Source organism: Kaistia defluvii (genome assembly GCF_026343955.1).
GTDB classification, from domain to species: domain Bacteria; phylum Pseudomonadota; class Alphaproteobacteria; order Rhizobiales; family Kaistiaceae; genus Kaistia; species Kaistia defluvii.
In genome coordinates, this window is sequence record NZ_JAPKNI010000012.1 from 91329 (window position 1) to 107231 (window position 15903).

Sequence of the window (15903 nt, forward strand, 5' to 3'; positions counted from 1 at the left end):
TGCTGTTTCCCTCCGCTTCGACTACTGCCCGCGTCCAGCCTGAGAAGCGAACTTTACCGCTTCCTCGGCTGCACGGAAGAGCGCGCTCGCCTTGGCGATGCACTCTTGATGTTCGCTCTCGGGAACCGAGTCGGCGACGATGCCGGCACCGGCCTGCGCATACATCTTGCCATCCTTGACGATCGACGTCCGCAGCACGATGCAGGTATCCATCGCGCCATCGGCCGAAAAATAGCCGACGCAGCCGGCGTAGATGCCGCGCTTTTCGCCCTCGAGCTCGTCGATGATCTGCATCGCCCGCACTTTTGGCGCACCGGAGACCGTGCCTGCCGGGAAGCCCGCGGCGAGCGCATCCAGCATGTCGTATTCCCGGGACAGCCGGCCAATCACATTCGAGACGATGTGCATCACCTGGCTGTAGTATTCGAGGAAGAACTTGTCGGTGACCTTCACCGATCCGATCTCGGCGACGCGGCCGACATCGTTGCGGCCGAGGTCGAGCAGCATCAGGTGCTCGGCCAGTTCCTTGGGATCGGCGAGCAGTTCGGCCGCAAGCGCCTTGTCCGCTTCCGGCGTCGCGCCGCGCCGGCGCGTGCCGGCGATCGGACGGATGGTCACCTCGCCATCGCGGACGCGGACCAGGATCTCCGGGCTGGAGCCCGCGACCGCGAAGCCGCCGAAATCGAGGAAATACAGGAAGGGCGACGGGTTGGTCCGGCGCAGCGCCCGGTAGAGCGCGAAGGGCGGCAGGCTGAACGGCGCCTCGAAGCGCTGCGACAGCACGACCTGGAAGATGTCCCCGGCGGCGATGTATTCCTTCGCCTTGGCGACCATCTCCAGATAGCGCTCATGCGAGGTGTTTGAGACCACGGGCACGTCGAGGTCGATGTCGGCATAGGAAGCGCTTCGATGGAGCGGGCCTTCCAGCGTGTCGACAGCGGCGGTCAGCCGCTCGACGGCCCGCGCATGCGCCTGTGCCGCGGTCACCCCGGCCTCGGGCCGGACCGGCGTGACGAGGGTGATCTCGTCCTTGATGGAATCGAAGATCACCATGACGGTCGGCCGCATCATGATGGCGTCGGGCACGCCGAGCGCATCCGGATTGGGCGCTCCCAGCTCTTCCATCTGGCGCACCATGTCGTAGCCGAGATAGCCGAAGATGCCGGCCGACATGGGCGGCAGCGTCTTGGGCAGGTCGATGTGCGACTGCGCGATCAGGTTGCGAAGCGCATCGAGCGAACGGCCTTCCATAGGCACATACGCCTCCGGATCGGCTGCTGGCGTCGTGTTGATCTCCGCTCGGTCGCCGATGGCGCGGAAGAGCAGATCGGGCTCGATGCCGATCATCGAGTAGCGGCCGCGAACGGCGCCGCCCTCGACCGATTCAAGCAGGAAGGTGTTGGCCCTGCCGGCCGAGAGCTTCAGCATGGCGGAGACGGGCGTCTCCAAATCGGCAACCATTCGGGTCCAGACGACCTGCGCATGCCCTTGTTCGTAGGCAGGCGAAATCGTCTCCAGCGACGGCTCGATCAACATGGTTTCAGTCCATCAGTTCGGGAAGGCTCCTGGAGCCTTGATTGGGTACGCGACGCGGTCGCGGCAATGGCATACTTCGTCCCGGCGCAAGCCGGTGGCGATCAACGCCATCGCCAGGTTTGCGTGCGCCGCCACCCTGCCGTCGACGCCTCATTTCCCGTGGACGGCCAGACGCCGGCCCCGGAAAGGGCCTGCGTTCCGTCGAAGGCGAAGCCGGCGGCGTGCGCGGGGCACGTCCGGCGGGCTCGCATATCGGGCAAAGGGCGTGGCGACATTGTTTCCAACCGAACCTCAGATGGCGCTGATGATCTGCTGCAGGACGGTCTGGTTGACCGTCACGCCGAGCTGGCGCTGCAACTCGGCGACGTATTGCTGCAGGAGGTCGTTCTGCATGGCGTCGGCAAGCTGCTGTGTTACAGCGCTGCTGTCGCCAACGCCGGGAGTGTAGGGCGTCTCGATGACATCCGCTACCTGCAGCACGATCTGCTCGCTGTCCTCGGCGCCCGGAGCGACCTCGACGGAGCCCTTCGGTCCCGCGAAGGCAGCCTTGAGGGCCTCGGTGGAGAAGGCGCCGGTCGGCCGCGAGCTGCGGGTCTGCTTGTCGAGGGTCTGGACCGTGACGCCCAGCGAGGTCGCGACATCGTCCAGCGTCTCGCCCTTGCCGAGACGATCCTTCGCGTCCTTGGCCTTGGCGATCAGCTTGTCGGTTGTGGCCTGCTTCTTCCAGGCCGCGATGACCTTGTCCTTGACCTCGTCCAGCTTGCGGTCATGCGCCTCGTTGATGTCGGCTATGGTGAACCAGACATAGCCGCCGTCCTCGGTCGGGATCGCCGCGTTGTCGATGCCGACATCGCTGGCGAACGCGTCCTTGAGCAGTTGCTCCTGGGCCGGGATGCCGGCAACGGCGTTGCCGGCGGCGTCCTTGCCGGTCTGGTCAACGACGATCTTCTGAACCGTCAGCTTGTTGTTGGTGGCGATCTCGTCGAGCGAACCGCCACCGGCTCGCGCATCCTCGATCGAATCGCGCAATACGTTGATGTCGGCCTTGGCGGAGGCGAGCGAGAGCTCCTTCTTGATCTCGGCCTTGACCGCGTCGAACGGCTTGACCGTTTCGGGCGTGATGTCCGTGACGTGAACGACGACCGGGCCGAAGCTTCCCTTGATGACATCGCTGGAGCCGTTCGCGGGCAGCGAGAAGGCGGCCTCGGCGACCTTCGGGTCGATCAGCTTGTCCTTGGTGACGACGCCCAGATCGCTGTCGCCAAGCTTCTTGCCGATACCTTCCAGCATCGATTCGAACGATTCGCCCGCCTTCAGCTGGTCGGCCGCGGTCTGTGCGCTGCTTTCGTCGGTGAACACCGCCTGGAACACATGGCGGGTCTCCGGGGTGGTGAAGCGGGCCTTCTCGGCGTCGTAGGCCTTCTGCGCATCCGCGTCGCTCACATCGTCCGGACGGGCGACTTCGTCGGGACCGAGCTTGATGAAGGCGATCGTCCGGGTTTCCGGCGCGCGCCAGTCCGCCTTGTTGTCATTGTAATAGGCCGTCAGTTCGTCTGCATTGGGCGCCGCGATCTCGCCGACCGACGAGGCGGGCAGGGCGATGTAGCGGATATCGCGCTGCTCGGTCTGGTACTCGTGCAGGGCCTTGGCCAGGGCCTGCGGGGCCGTGGCGCCGCCCGAGATCGATTCGGCGATCTGCTGGCGCTTCTCCTGGGCGCGGCGCTCGAGGACATAGGCGTCCTCGGTCATGCCGTTGTTGCGCAGGAGAGAAACGAAATAGTTGCGATCAAACGTGCCACCGGCGCCCCGGAAAGCAGGATCCTCCGCGATCTCGCGGATCAGCATCTCGCGCGAAACGCCGATGTCCAGGTTCTTGGCCTGGTCGTCGAGGGCGGCTTCGGTGACGAGGCGGCCGAGCACCTGGTTCGGGATGCCGAGCATCTTGGCCTGGTCCGGCGTGATCTGCTGACCGACGCGCTGGCTCATCGCCTGCAGTTCGCGGCGATAGGCGCGATCGAAATTGACCGAGGAGATGTCCGTGCCGCCGACGCGGGCGACGGAGTGATTGCTGACGCCGGTGAAGACATCAGCGATGCCCCATACCGCAAAGCTCAGCACGAGCAGGCCGAGTAAGATCTGTGCCACCCAGCCGGCGGCGTATTTGCGCATCGTATTGAGCATCGACGTCCTCTAACGCGCGGGGGCTTTGCCGGCCCCGCTTCGGGCGCGCGATCATAGAAAGGACCCCTCTCCGGGGCAAGGTGAACCGCCATTCTATATGACATCCCGGCAAATCGCTTCGCCGCTGGCGCTCTTCGACGCTTCGCAGGCGGCTCTTGACTTGTCGCGCCCGGCCCGGTGCATAGGATGCAACCACCAATCAACATCGTATATCAGGAAGCGCCATGCCCAGCCCGAAGCCGATGATCGCCGGCAATTGGAAGATGAACGGCCTCCGGGCCGCCGGTGCCGAGCTGGATCAGATCATGGCAGGCTATGACGCCGATCTGCAGGGCAAGGTCGACCTGGCGATCTGCCCGCCGGCGACCCTGCTGATCGCCTTCGCGTCCGCGACCGCCGCCAGCCCGCTGGCCATCGGCGCGCAGGATTGCCACCCCAAGGCCAGCGGCGCGCATACCGGCGACATTTCGGCTGAAATGATCGCCGATACCGGCGCCACCCATGTCATCGTCGGCCATTCCGAGCGGCGCACCGATCATGCCGAGACCGATGCCACCGTCCGCGCCAAGGCCGAGGCGGCATGGCGGGCCGGACTTGTCGCGATCCTGTGCATTGGCGAAACCGAGGCCGAGCGGCGTGGCGGCACGACCCTTGCCGTGGTCGACACCCAGTTGGCCGGCTCCGTGCCGGATGGTTCGACAGCCGCGAATCTGGTCATCGCCTATGAGCCCGTCTGGGCGATCGGCACGGGTCTCACGCCGTCCAGCGCCGATATTGCCGAGGTCCACGCTCATATCCGCCAGCGGCTGGTGGCGCGCTTCGGCGCGGAAGGGGCGGGGATGCGCATTCTCTATGGCGGCTCGGTAAAGCCTGCCAATGCCGGCGAAATACTTGCCATCGCCGATGTCGACGGTGCGCTTGTCGGCGGCGCGAGCCTCAAGGCCGTCGACTTTCTCGGCATCGCCGCGGCCTATGCCTGACCGAGGGTTTGGCTTGTCTCCGGCTTTCCGCTCTCCATATGAGGGGCGCGGCACTGGAAACCGCCAAACCGATCGTGTACAAGGCGCCAGCTTTTTTTGAATTCTGATCAGAGACATCGATGCAGACAGTTATTATCGTGATCCACCTTATGGTGGTCGTCGCGCTCGTCGCCGTTGTTTTGCTGCAGCGGTCCGAAGGCGGCGCGCTTGGTATCGGCGGTGGCGGCGGCTTCATGACCGCGCGCGGTTCGGCCAATGTGCTGACCCGCACGACAGCCATTCTTGCGGCGATTTTCTTCGTCACGTCGATGGGGCTTGCCTTGCTCAGCCGCTATGGCGAGCGGCCTGCCTCGATCCTGGATCAGATCCAGAGCCAGTCGGCGCCCTCGGCTCCGGCCGGTAGTGGTGGTGGCATCCTGGATCAGCTGCCCGGCCAGAAGCCGGCAGCGGCTCCGGCCAGCGCTCCCGCGACGGCTCCGGCTGGCGAGGCCGCTCCGGCCGCCGGCACGACGGCTCCCGCTTCCGGCACGACCGCTCCCGCAACGGCTCCGGCCGCTGGCACGACCACGCCGGCTCCCGCGGCTCCGGCGACGCCTGCTCCGGCAGCGGAACCGGCAGCGCCTGCCGCTCCGGCGGTCCCGAGCTCGCAGTAACGCGCGTTCAAGCCTTTCTCCCTTTCGCGTCGCCGCGCGGTTCCGTGCGGCGACGTTTTATTTGGGACGGGCGATTTGGTGAATGGAGGCACAGTCGTCATTCTGTCGCGACGGCTTGCCTTTGACGTATGAAACGATCGATCGGAAACTGAGGTAGAGACCCATGGCGCGGTACGTATTCATAACCGGCGGTGTGGTTTCCTCGCTTGGCAAGGGCATCGCGTCGGCGGCGCTCGGAGCGATGCTCCAGTCGCGCGGCTACAAGGTCCGCCTGAGGAAGCTCGATCCCTACCTGAACGTCGATCCGGGCACGATGAGCCCGTATCAGCACGGCGAAGTCTTCGTCACCGATGACGGCGCCGAAACCGACCTCGACCTCGGCCACTATGAGCGCTTCACCGGGCGCCCGGCCTCGAAGGCCGATTCGGTTACGACCGGCAAGATCTACCAGGAGATCATCGCCAAGGAGCGGCGCGGCGACTATCTCGGCGGCACGGTGCAGGTCATTCCGCACGTCACCGACGCGATCAAGGCCTTCGTGCTTTCCGGCAATGACGACGTCGATTTCGTCCTCTGCGAGATTGGCGGCACGGTCGGCGACATCGAGGCGATGCCGTTCCTGGAGGCGATTCGCCAGCTCGGCAATGACTTGCCGCGCGGCAATGTCGTCTACATCCACCTGACGCTGATGCCCTACATTCCGAGCGCGGGCGAGCTGAAGACCAAGCCGACGCAGCATTCGGTCAAGGAACTGCGCTCGATCGGCATCCAGCCCGACATCCTGCTTTGCCGCAGCGACCGTCCGATCCCCAAGGAAGAGCGCCGCAAGCTGTCGCTGTTCTGCAATGTGCGCGAATCGGCCGTGATCCAGGCCCTTGACGTGGCGCATATCTACGACGTCCCGACGAGCTATCATGCCGAGGGGCTCGACGATGAAGTGCTGGCCGCGTTCGGCATCACCGATGCGCAGCCGCCGCAGCTCGACAAGTGGCAGGCGCTGACCAACACGCTCCGCCATCCGGAGGGCGAGGTCACGATTGCCGTGGTCGGCAAGTATACCGGCCTGAAGGACGCCTATAAGTCGCTGATCGAGGCGCTTCAGCACGGTGGCATTGCCAATCGGGTGAAGGTCAACATCGACTGGATCGAGAGCGAGATCTTCGAGAAGGAAGATCCGGCGCCTTACCTGGAGCGGGTCAACGGCATCATGGTCCCGGGCGGCTTTGGCGAGCGTGGCTCGGAAGGCAAGATCAAGGCCGCCGGCTTCGCGCGCCGCCGTAACGTGCCGTATTTCGGCATCTGTTTCGGGATGCAGATGGCCGTCATCGAGGCGGCCCGAAGCCTCGCCGGTGTCGCCGGGGCCAGCTCGACCGAGTTTGGCCCGACCGACGAACCGGTGGTGGGCCTGATGACCGAATGGCTCAAGGGCAATATGCTCGAGAAGCGTCATTCGGCCGGTGATCTCGGCGGCACGATGCGTCTCGGCGCCTATGAGGGCCATCTCGAGCCCGGCTCGAAGATCGCCGGAATCTATGGCGAGACCACGATCTTCGAGCGGCATCGCCACCGCTATGAGGTCAATATCGACTACAAGGACCGGCTCGAAGCCTGCGGCATGCACTTCGCCGGCATGTCGCCGGACGGCGTCCTGCCGGAAACGGTGGAGCTTCGCGATCACCCGTGGTTCATCGGCGTGCAGTATCACCCCGAGCTGAAGTCGCGGCCGCTGGATCCGCATCCGCTGTTCGCCTCGTTCATCGCGGCGGCCATCGAACAGTCGCGCCTCGTCTGAGGCCGCTTCCGGGTCGCCCGTGTTGGCGGCCCGTTTTCTCCGCTCCGCAAGATCGGTGTTCGGCGCGCCTGCGACGGCCATGGATCCGCCGCGATCTCGGCGTGTCTTCTCGCCAGGCAGGTCGCGATCGGCCTTCGACGACGCGCCGGGATGGACGGTTCCCCGCCGACGATCAAGGGTCGCGTCGACGATGCTTACGTTGTAAGGGTCTGGCCGTGCACGCGAGACCTCCAGGCATGGTGAAGAATGACGACTGAACCCAATTCGCATGTCTCCGCCGGCAAGGCGACCTTCGGCAACGATCTGCCGTTGACGCTGATCGCCGGTCCCTGCCAGCTCGAGAGCCGGCAGCATGCTTTCGACATGGCCGGGCGTCTCAAGGAGATGACCGCCAAGCTCGGTATGGGCTTCGTCTACAAATCCTCCTTCGACAAGGCGAATCGCACCAGCATTGCGGGCAAACGCGGCGCCGGTCTCGACGCGGCGCTGCCGATCTTCGCGGACATCAAGAAAGAGTTCGGCGTTCCGGTGCTGACCGATATCCACGAGCGCGAGCAGTGCGCGATCGTGGCCGAGGTCGTCGACATCCTGCAGATCCCCGCCTTCCTGTCGCGCCAGACCGACCTTCTGGTGGCCGCGGCCGAGACGGGCCGGGTGATCAACGTCAAGAAGGGCCAGTTCCTCGCGCCCTGGGACATGAAGAACGTTCTCGCCAAGCTCGTCGACAGCGGCAATCCCAACATCCTGCTGACCGAGCGGGGCGCCAGTTTCGGCTACAACACGCTCGTTTCCGATATGCGCGCGCTGCCGATTCTGGCGGCGATGGGCGCGCCGGTGATTTTCGACGCTACCCATTCGGTGCAGCAGCCGGGCGGGCAGGGCACGTCCTCCGGCGGCCAGCGCGAGTTCGTGTCTGTGCTGGCGCGAGCCGCCGTGGCGGTCGGTGTCGCCGGCGTCTTCATCGAGACGCACCAGGATCCGGACAATGCGCCCTCAGACGGGCCGAACATGATCCAGATCGACGAATTGCCGGCGCTGCTGGAGCGGTTGCTGGCCTTTGACCGTCTTGCGAAGGGATAGGGCGAGGCCTGTCGTTTCGAAGCGGCTTGCGGGATGATGTGAAACGATCGCAGGATATGTGCCTGCGCCACGCTGGAAGAAGCCCCGTCCGATGGACCCGAACGAACTTGTAGTCATTCTCGATCGGGCGATTGCCAACCTTCCGGACCCGTCCGCCGATGGGCGCCGACGAGTCTATGAGAGGGTTGAACGCACGATCCGCGCCACCTGCACGCCCGAGGGCGGCGAGATGGACATGGAGCGCTATCAGGCGTTGCGCCGGGATCTCGGCGCCGCGATCGCCATCATCGAGCAGCAGAGGCGCAGCCCGGCGCCCAAGCGGGCCGTGGCAACCGCCGCGGCCACGCCTGCAAGCGCCACCGTTGCGTCGGCACCTGTGGCGCCCGCGCCTCCGCCGGCAGGTCCCAGCCATGTCGCCGCCCGGCCCGTGGCCGCGGCGCGCCCGGTCGCCAGCCCTGGGGCCACGGCCAGCCCTGCGGCCGGCGTCTCGGTCACGGTGGCGCCCGCGCCGCCGCCCGAACTGACCGAGCCCGACGAAAGCGACGCCTCGCCGCAATGGTTGAAGCGAATTGGCATCGGCGCGGCGGCGATCGCGGTCGCTCTGGGCGTCGTCATCGCCGTGTTGCCGGGAGGTCCGATACGCGGGCTTCTGGCGGGCGGCGAATCCGATTCGCCCTCGGGCAGCGAACCGGCCCCTGCGCCGGCGGCGGCGAGCGAACCCACTGCCGATCCCTTCGCCGGTGCGCCGACGCCTCCGCCGGTGGTCGCCGCCCAGCCGGCCGCGCCGGCCGAACCAGCTGCCAACACCGACAACACGACCGCCTTCGCGCCCGTCGCACCGCAGCCTGGGGTGCCGCGCGTCACCGACGTCAAGGTCTCGATCCTGAATGGCGCCTCGGAATGGCGCACCGAGCGCCTGAGCGGCTATGAGGACAAGCCCGCCGGGCCTCCGGTCATGGCCCTCGCGCAGGACCGCGATACGCCGCTGCTGGTGTCGGTGTATTGCGACACCCCGGACCTGACGGTGTTCCGCGTCGCCTATGGCACGGACACGGACACGCTCCGGCAGGAGATTGCCGAGCGCGGCAGCATGGACGGCATACAGCGCCAGCGGATCCAGGTGAAGACCGATCGCAATGAAGGCTTCGCGGGCGACTTCCTGGCCTTGACGGCCCATACGTGGGGCATCCGCATGGCGCCGGAGAACATCGAGACCTTGCGGACCGGCAAGCAGATCGAGATTTCGATCGGCGACACGGTTGCCGGGACCGTGTCGCTGAGTGGCGCGACGCCCGCCATCGATGAGGCGCTGACCGGCGGCTCCTGCACCTGATCGGGCGCTGCGCCAGGCGGCAGCGGCGTCAGCCGCGTCCGCGATAGGTCGCGACGCCTTGGTCCGGCAGCCAGACATTGGCCGGCACGGCGCCGCTCTGCCAGAAGACATCGATCGGAATGCCGCCGCGCGGATACCAGTAGCCACCGATGCGCAGCCAGTGCGGATCGAGCAGGTCAATCAGGCGCTTGGCGATGTCGATCGTGCAGCCTTCGTGGAAGGCGCCATGGTTGCGGAACGAGTGCAGGTAGAGCTTCAGCGATTTCGACTCGACCAGCCAGTCCCTGGGCACGTAGTCGAGGACCAGATGTGCGAAATCCGGTTGGCCGGTCTCGGGGCAAAGCGACGTGAATTCCGGCACGGTGAAGCGGGCGACATAGAGCGTGTCCGGATGCGGATTGGGCACGCGATCAAGGATCGCCTTCTCGGGACTCTCCGCGATGCCGACAGTCCGGCCGAGTTGCAGTTCGTGTTCCGTCATCATGGGAATGCCTTCCGATCGGGTTCGGCCCTAGCAGGGCGCCAGGAGTTCGCGCGTGTCGCGGTTGAAACGCCAGGCGGAGAAGCCGCTCATCTGGGTGCCGCCCCACCAGCGCTTGATGCCATTGGTCGAGACATGATCCTGATCGCCGGCAAGGATGTCCTCGCCGACCATGGTCAGTCGCAAGGGCGCTGTGACATATTCCGCGTGCACCTCTGAATCGGCGTGCGAGTAGGGGGCATGCAGCCCCTCGATCAGCGGGAAGTCGCAGAAGGCGAGCGAATCGATCACCGCGTAGAAGGGCCATGTGCCCATGAACGCGGCCTCCTCGGCCTGGCGCGCCTGATGGAACAGGGCGGCGGCCGACATGTCCTCGAGCCCAAGCGAATCGAGCAGGCGCATTTCGGTGCGGTTCAGTCCCGTCTTCGGCTGCGGCAATTCCTCGAGGAAGCGGCCCAGCGCCTGCTGGAGGAACGGGAAGCCCTTGATCGGCCGTGCCGCCCGCTTGGCGATGCGTTCCGGCGTCGGCGACGTCAGTTCGCTCCATACCGTGGCCGCCATCTCCAGCAGGGCCGGGCTGACCCGCACGCCGTCGATCGCAAAGCGCATCACCGTATCCGGGCGCTCCATGGCGAAGAAACTGTCCGCCTGGACGATGACGATCCCTTGCGAGCGGCCTTCTCGAGCGAAGAAGTCGAGGATCTGCAGCAATTGCAATTGGTCGTAGAGATCATGCTCGAACCAGAGCTCGACCCGGTCGAACTCCGCATGGCGGCGCATCACGGCGTCGCGTTCGGCAAAGGTCGCCGCCACCGTTTCGGGATCGAACTTGAACACTTCGGCCAGGTGCTCTGCCCGCACGGCCGAGACCGCTTCGAGCGTATCGAGCGGCGGGATCGGCCCGTCATGCAGTGCATCGCGCCACGGCATGATGATGGCGCGGCTGCCGGCGGCGGTGAGGAGATCGACGGTCTGGTCGCCGTCGGTGATGAGGAGCGTCGTCATGACGTCTTCATCATCCGATGCGAGACGGAAGGCAACAGAGATGCGCGATGTCCGTGCTTTTCCTGCCATTCCAGCGCATGGATCCGGCGTATCGTGGCGATCCGGCCACGACAGTTTCTCGCCCATCCTCTTCCGCCTTCATTCGCGGCAGGCTAGAAGCTGCGATATCTGAGCCGAACCGTCCGAGAACAAGGATTTCCGCATGACCGCCATCATCGATATCACTGCCCGCCAGATCCTCGACAGCCGTGGCAACCCGACGGTCGAAGTCGACGTCCTGCTGGAGGATGGCTCGCTCGGCCGCGCCGCCGTTCCCTCGGGCGCTTCGACCGGCGCGCATGAGGCCGTCGAGCTTCGCGATGGCGACAAGTCGAAGTACCAGGGCAAGGGCGTGCTGAAGGCGGTCGAGGCCGTCAATGGCGAGATCTTCGACGCGATCGGCGGCATGGAAGCCGAAGACCAGGCGATGATCGACGGCACGATGATCGATCTCGACGGCACGCCGAACAAGGCGCGTCTTGGCGCCAATGCGATCCTCGGCGTGTCCCTGGCGCTTGCGAAGGCCGCCGCCGAGTCCTCCGGCCAGCCGCTCTACCGCTATGTCGGCGGCGTCAACGCCAAGATCCTTCCGGTGCCGATGATGAATATCATCAATGGCGGCGCCCATGCCGACAACCCGATCGATTTCCAGGAATTCATGATCCTGCCGGTCGGCGCGCCGACGCTGGCCGAGGCCGTTCGCTGGGGCTCGGAAGTGTTCCACACGCTGAAGAAGGCGCTGAAGGACGCGGGCCACAACACCAATGTCGGTGACGAGGGTGGCTTCGCCCCGAACCTGCCTTCGGCGACCGCGGCGCTGGATTTCGTCGCGAAGTCGATCGAGAAGGCCGGTTTCCGTCTGGGCGAGGACATCTATCTCGGCCTCGATTGCGCGGCGACCGAGTTCTTCAAGGACGGCAAGTACAATTACGAAGGCGAGGGGGTCGTCCGCACCATCGAGCAGCAGGTCGATTATCTGGCCGATCTCGCCTCGAAGTTCCCGATCATCTCGATCGAGGACGGCATGAGCGAGGACGACTGGGCCGGCTGGAAGGGCCTGACCGACAAGATCGGCAACAAGGTGCAGCTCGTCGGCGACGATCTCTTCGTCACCAACACGACTCGCCTGTCGCGCGGCATCAAGGAAGCGACCGCCAACTCGATCCTGGTCAAGGTCAACCAGATCGGCTCGCTCACCGAGACGCTCGACGCCGTTTCGATGGCGCACCGCGCCGGCTACACCGCAGTGATGTCGCACCGTTCGGGCGAGACCGAGGATTCGACCATTTCCGACCTGGCCGTTGCCACCAACTGCGGTCAGATCAAGACCGGCTCGCTGGCCCGTTCGGACCGGACCGCCAAGTACAACCAGTTGATCCGCATAGAGGAACAGCTCGGCACGCAGGCCGAATATGCCGGCCGCAGCATCCTGAAGGGTTGATTGCAGCCCGAACCTGACGGCCGCACCCCAGGGTTGCGGCCGCATGGACAAAGCTTCGTGGGCGCGGCATCCTGCGCTCATGAACCTGATCCACAATGAGCGAATGAAGCTGCTGGCGACGGGACTTAACAATCTCGCCGTTGCGACATTGGTGGCTGGGATTCTGGCTCCGATTGCGGGTGTGCTCTACGGAACGTCGTCTGCATCCGGTAATCGCGGATGGCTTCTGGTAACGATGATCTGGCTATGTGCGGGATTCGGCCTACATGTGCTGGGACGCATCGTGCTCGGGAGACTGCGGGAATGACCGATCTCCAAGTCTATCTGATCATCGCCCCGCTGGTGCTTTTGGCTTTGGCCGCCGCAGGCGTCTGGATCAGCGGGATCTATGACGACCCGCGACGCCATCGGCGCCATCCCGGCGAATAGCCCCTTAGCCCGCGACACCCACCGGCTGCTGCTGCGTGATGCAGTGGATGTTGCCGCCGCCGAGCAGGATTTCGCGCGCTTCGATGCCGACAATACGGCGGCCTGGATGCAGCGCGGCGATGATCTCCATCGCGGCCGGGTCCGTGGCCGGGTCGAGCAACGGCATGACCACCAGGCCATTGGCGATATAGTAGTTGGCATAGGACGCAGCGAGCCGCGCGCCGCCCTGACGGACGGCACTGCCCTCGGCGACGTCGATGCCGGCGGCTTCGGAATCGGTCATGAACAGGGGGCCGGGCATCGGCAGCTTGACTATCTCCAGCTTTCTCCCGCGGGCGTCGGTGGCGCTGGAGAGCCGCTCATAGGCATCCTGCGAGATTGCATATTGCGGGTCGTCGGGATCTTCGCACCAGGTCAGCGCCACGACGCCCGGCCGCGCGAAGCAGGCGAGATTGTCGATATGGCCGTCCGTCTCGTCATGAAACAGGCCGGGCCCAAGCCAGATCGTCTTCGTCACGCCGAGCCGGGCGGACAATTGCTGTTCGATCTCGTCGCGGTCGAGGTAGGGATTGCGGTTGGGATTGAGCAGGCACTCCTGCGTCGTCAGCAGCGTGCCCTCGCCATCGACATGGATGGCGCCGCCTTCGAGAATGAAGGGCGCGCGGTAGCGCGGCGCGCCCTCGATCTCCAGGATCTTGGCGGCGACGCGGTCATCCTGGTCCCAGGGCGAATAGAGCCCGCCATGGAGGCCGCCCCAGGCGTTGAAGCGCCAGTCATTGCCGCGCAGGCGACCGTCTTCGCTGACGACGAAACTCGGCCCGGTGTCGCGGCACCAGGCGTCATTGGTGGTCATCTCGATGAGACGGATATGCGAGGGCAGGCGCTGGCGCGCATTTTCCCATTGGCCGGCGGAAACCAGCATAGTCACCGGCTCGGCTTCCGCGATGGCGGATGCGACCGCCGCAAAAGCCTGCTGCGCCGGCTTGGCGCCGAGCCGCCAATTGTCCGGCCGTTCCGGCCAGATCATCCAGGTGCCGGCATGCGGCTCCCATTCGGCCGGCATGCGGAAGCCGTCGTCGCGGGGCAGGCTTGGGAGCGTTGCGGACATGGTGCTCGTTCGATCGGGTTCAGCTTTGGCGATCGAAGCGGGAATGCCAGGCGAACGCAAGCGTGCTAGAGCAGGCTACCGAAGACTTCCAACGGATTACGCCATGCAGCTCCGCGCGCTCCTGTTCGACAAGGACGGGACCTTCCTCGATTTCGCCAAGACCTGGGACGCCGCCACGGGTTCGGTCATCGCCACGCTGGCGGAGGGCGACGACGCCGTCGCCGCGCGACTGGCCGCAATCGTCCACTATGATCTGGAGGCGCGCGTCCTGCTGTCGACCTCGCCGTTCATCGCCAGCTCGGTCGGCGAACTGATTCCGCTCTGGGCCGAGGCGCTTGGTAGGCCCGGTGATGCCGCCTTCGACCAGATTCTGCGTGATCTGTTCCATGACGCCACGCTGAATGCCGCGACGCCGATCGGCGAGCCTTCGGCGGTGTTCGAGGCACTGCAGCAGGCCGGCTACCGCCTTGGCGTCGTCACCAATGATTCCGAGCGCGGCGCGCGGTCGCAATGCGAGCGGCTCGGCCTCGTCGCCTGGTTCGACGCGATCTTCGGCTATGATTCCGGCCATGGCCGCAAGCCCGAGGCAGGTCAGATCAAGGCCTTCCTCGACCGCTTCGGTTTCCAGCCGGGCGAAACCGCGATGATCGGCGATACATTGCATGATCTCCACGCCGCTCGCGCCGCTGGGGTCATCGCCATCGGCGTCGAGAGCGGCTTTATGTCGGCCGAGCAACTGGCGCCGGAAGCCGACTATATCATCAGCGATATCAGTAAGTTGTCTGAGCTTCTTCAGGCAATGAGCTAGAGCGTTTCTGCGTTTGATTGAATCTTGGGATTCCGGTTGGCGTGGATTTGTGATTCAAGATGCTGGCTGGGCGGAGGCCAGCATGGATGGTCCGACCTCTTTCGAATGATCTGCGCGAACGTGTCGTCGCGGCCGTTCTCGCTGGCGAGACGAGCCGCGCGGTTGCGGCCCGGTTCGGGGTTGCGGTGTCGTCGGTGGTGAAGTGGTCCCAGCGGCAGCGGGCGACAGGCTCGGTGGCGCCCGGGAAGATGGGAGGCCACCGGAAGCGGGTTCTGGAACCGCACCGCGCCTTCCTCGCCGAGCGGATGGCTCAGAACCCGAACCTGACGCTGCACGGCCTGAAGGCGGAACTGGCAGCGCGCGGGATCGCCGTCTCGCACGATGCCATTTGGCGGTTCCTGCACCGCGAGGGACTTCGCTTCAAAAAAAACGATGTTCGCCCTTGAGCAGGCACGTACCGACATCGCGCGCCGGCGCCAGCGCTGGCGAACCTGGCAGAGGGGGCTCGACCCGGATCGTCTCGTCTTCGTCGACGAGACCTGGATCAAGACCAACATGGCGCCGATCCGGGGATGGGGGCAGAAGGGCAAGCGGCTCGGGGGCTATGCCCCTCAAGGACACTGGCGTACCCTGACCTTCCTCGCGGCCTTGCGCGCCGACGCTCTCACGGCGCCCTGCGTCTTCGACGGCCCGATCAACGGCCGATCCTTCCACGCCTGGGTCGAGCAGCAACTGGTCCCAACGCTGAAGGCTGGCGACATCGTCATCCTGGACAATCTCGGCAGCCATAAATCCGCGGCTGTCCGCCAGGCCATCCGGGCAGCGGGCGCCAGACTCTGGTTCCTGCCACCCTACTCACCCGACCTGAACCCGATCGAGCAGACCTTCGCCAAGATCAAGCATTGGATGCGCAGCGCGCAGAAGCGAACCATCGAGGATACCTGGCGCCACATCGGCTCACTCGTCGGCACCATCGGCCCGACGGAATGCGCGAACTACCTCGCCAATGCCGGATACGCTTCAATAAAAACATGAAA

At 65.4% G+C, this 15903-nt stretch carries 15 protein-coding genes; 10 read left to right on the forward strand and 5 right to left on the reverse strand.

Annotated elements, in window-relative coordinates; all coding sequences use genetic code 11:
* Positions 1–21: 21 nt before the first annotated feature.
* Positions 22–1536 carry an anthranilate synthase component I gene (gene trpE, locus OSH10_RS21810; RefSeq protein ID WP_266334682.1) on the reverse strand — a complete coding sequence of 505 codons (1515 nt, stop codon included), beginning with the start codon at positions 1534–1536 and terminating at the stop codon, positions 22–24.
* A gap of 291 nt (positions 1537–1827) precedes the next feature.
* Positions 1828–3717 carry a SurA N-terminal domain-containing protein gene (locus OSH10_RS21815; RefSeq protein ID WP_266334684.1) on the reverse strand — a complete coding sequence of 630 codons (1890 nt, stop codon included), beginning with the start codon at positions 3715–3717 and terminating at the stop codon, positions 1828–1830.
* 224 nt (positions 3718–3941) lie between these two features.
* On the opposite strand from OSH10_RS21815, the gene tpiA reads away from it, so the two are divergent.
* From tpiA to OSH10_RS21840, 5 genes are all read left to right on the forward strand, one after another.
* Positions 3942–4697: a triose-phosphate isomerase gene (tpiA, locus tag OSH10_RS21820; RefSeq protein WP_266334686.1), complete on the forward strand. Its 756-nt coding sequence runs from the start codon at positions 3942–3944 to the stop codon at positions 4695–4697.
* Positions 4698–4816: 119 nt separating this feature from the next.
* A complete protein-coding gene (secG, locus tag OSH10_RS21825; protein WP_266334688.1) occupies positions 4817–5350 on the forward strand; it encodes a preprotein translocase subunit SecG in 534 nt (177 codons plus the stop codon).
* A gap of 163 nt (positions 5351–5513) precedes the next feature.
* Positions 5514–7142 carry a CTP synthase gene (locus tag OSH10_RS21830; RefSeq protein ID WP_266334690.1) on the forward strand — a complete coding sequence of 543 codons (1629 nt, stop codon included), beginning with the start codon at positions 5514–5516 and terminating at the stop codon, positions 7140–7142.
* Positions 7143–7388: 246 nt separating this feature from the next.
* Positions 7389–8222, forward strand: coding sequence for a 3-deoxy-8-phosphooctulonate synthase (gene kdsA, locus OSH10_RS21835; protein ID WP_266334692.1), 834 nt, complete (start codon positions 7389–7391; stop codon positions 8220–8222).
* Positions 8223–8313: 91 nt separating this feature from the next.
* Positions 8314–9555 carry a hypothetical protein gene (locus tag OSH10_RS21840; protein ID WP_266334694.1) on the forward strand — a complete coding sequence of 414 codons (1242 nt, stop codon included), beginning with the start codon at positions 8314–8316 and terminating at the stop codon, positions 9553–9555.
* Positions 9556–9583: 28 nt separating this feature from the next.
* Here the strand turns inward: OSH10_RS21840 and queF are convergent, their stop codons facing one another.
* Both queF and OSH10_RS21850 read right to left on the reverse strand, forming a co-directional pair.
* Positions 9584–10036, reverse strand: coding sequence for a preQ(1) synthase (gene queF / locus OSH10_RS21845; RefSeq protein ID WP_266334712.1), 453 nt, complete (start codon positions 10034–10036; stop codon positions 9584–9586).
* Positions 10037–10066: 30 nt separating this feature from the next.
* The gene (locus tag OSH10_RS21850) at positions 10067–11041 is read right to left on the reverse strand and encodes a hypothetical protein (protein WP_266334696.1); all 975 of its coding nucleotides are present in this window, start codon (positions 11039–11041) and stop codon (positions 10067–10069) included.
* A 202-nt stretch (positions 11042–11243) separates the two neighbouring features.
* Here OSH10_RS21850 and eno point away from each other — a divergent pair, with 202 nt between their 5' ends.
* Genes eno through OSH10_RS21865 form a run of 3 tightly spaced genes read left to right on the forward strand, consistent with a single transcriptional unit; the run spans position 11244 to position 12950 of the window.
* Positions 11244–12521 (forward strand): phosphopyruvate hydratase, encoded by a 1278-nt coding sequence (gene eno / locus OSH10_RS21855; protein WP_266334698.1) that lies wholly within the window; start codon positions 11244–11246, stop codon positions 12519–12521.
* A gap of 43 nt (positions 12522–12564) precedes the next feature.
* Entirely contained in the window at positions 12565–12828 is a 264-nt protein-coding gene (locus OSH10_RS21860; protein WP_266334700.1) for a hypothetical protein, read from the forward strand.
* Positions 12825–12950, forward strand: a complete 126-nt coding sequence (locus OSH10_RS21865) for a hypothetical protein (RefSeq protein ID WP_266334702.1) — start codon at positions 12825–12827, stop codon at positions 12948–12950. The genes OSH10_RS21860 and OSH10_RS21865 overlap by 4 nt, the downstream gene beginning before the upstream one ends.
* 4 nt (positions 12951–12954) lie before the next feature.
* Here the strand turns inward: OSH10_RS21865 and aguA are convergent, their stop codons facing one another.
* Complete coding sequence (aguA, locus tag OSH10_RS21870; protein WP_266334704.1) at positions 12955–14058, reverse strand: agmatine deiminase; 1104 nt, start codon at positions 14056–14058, stop codon at positions 12955–12957.
* A gap of 103 nt (positions 14059–14161) precedes the next feature.
* On the opposite strand from aguA, the gene OSH10_RS21875 reads away from it, so the two are divergent.
* The gene (locus tag OSH10_RS21875; RefSeq protein ID WP_266334706.1) at positions 14162–14866 is read left to right on the forward strand and encodes an HAD family hydrolase; all 705 of its coding nucleotides are present in this window, start codon (positions 14162–14164) and stop codon (positions 14864–14866) included.
* Positions 14867–14952: 86 nt separating this feature from the next.
* Positions 14953–15901, forward strand: a protein-coding gene (locus tag OSH10_RS21880) for an IS630 family transposase (RefSeq protein WP_266334708.1) whose coding sequence is annotated in 2 segments (ribosomal slippage) — positions 14953–15288 and positions 15290–15901 — 948 coding nt in all. Because the reading frame shifts where the segments join, the coding sequence is not laid out codon by codon here.
* Positions 15902–15903 lie beyond the last annotated feature (2 nt).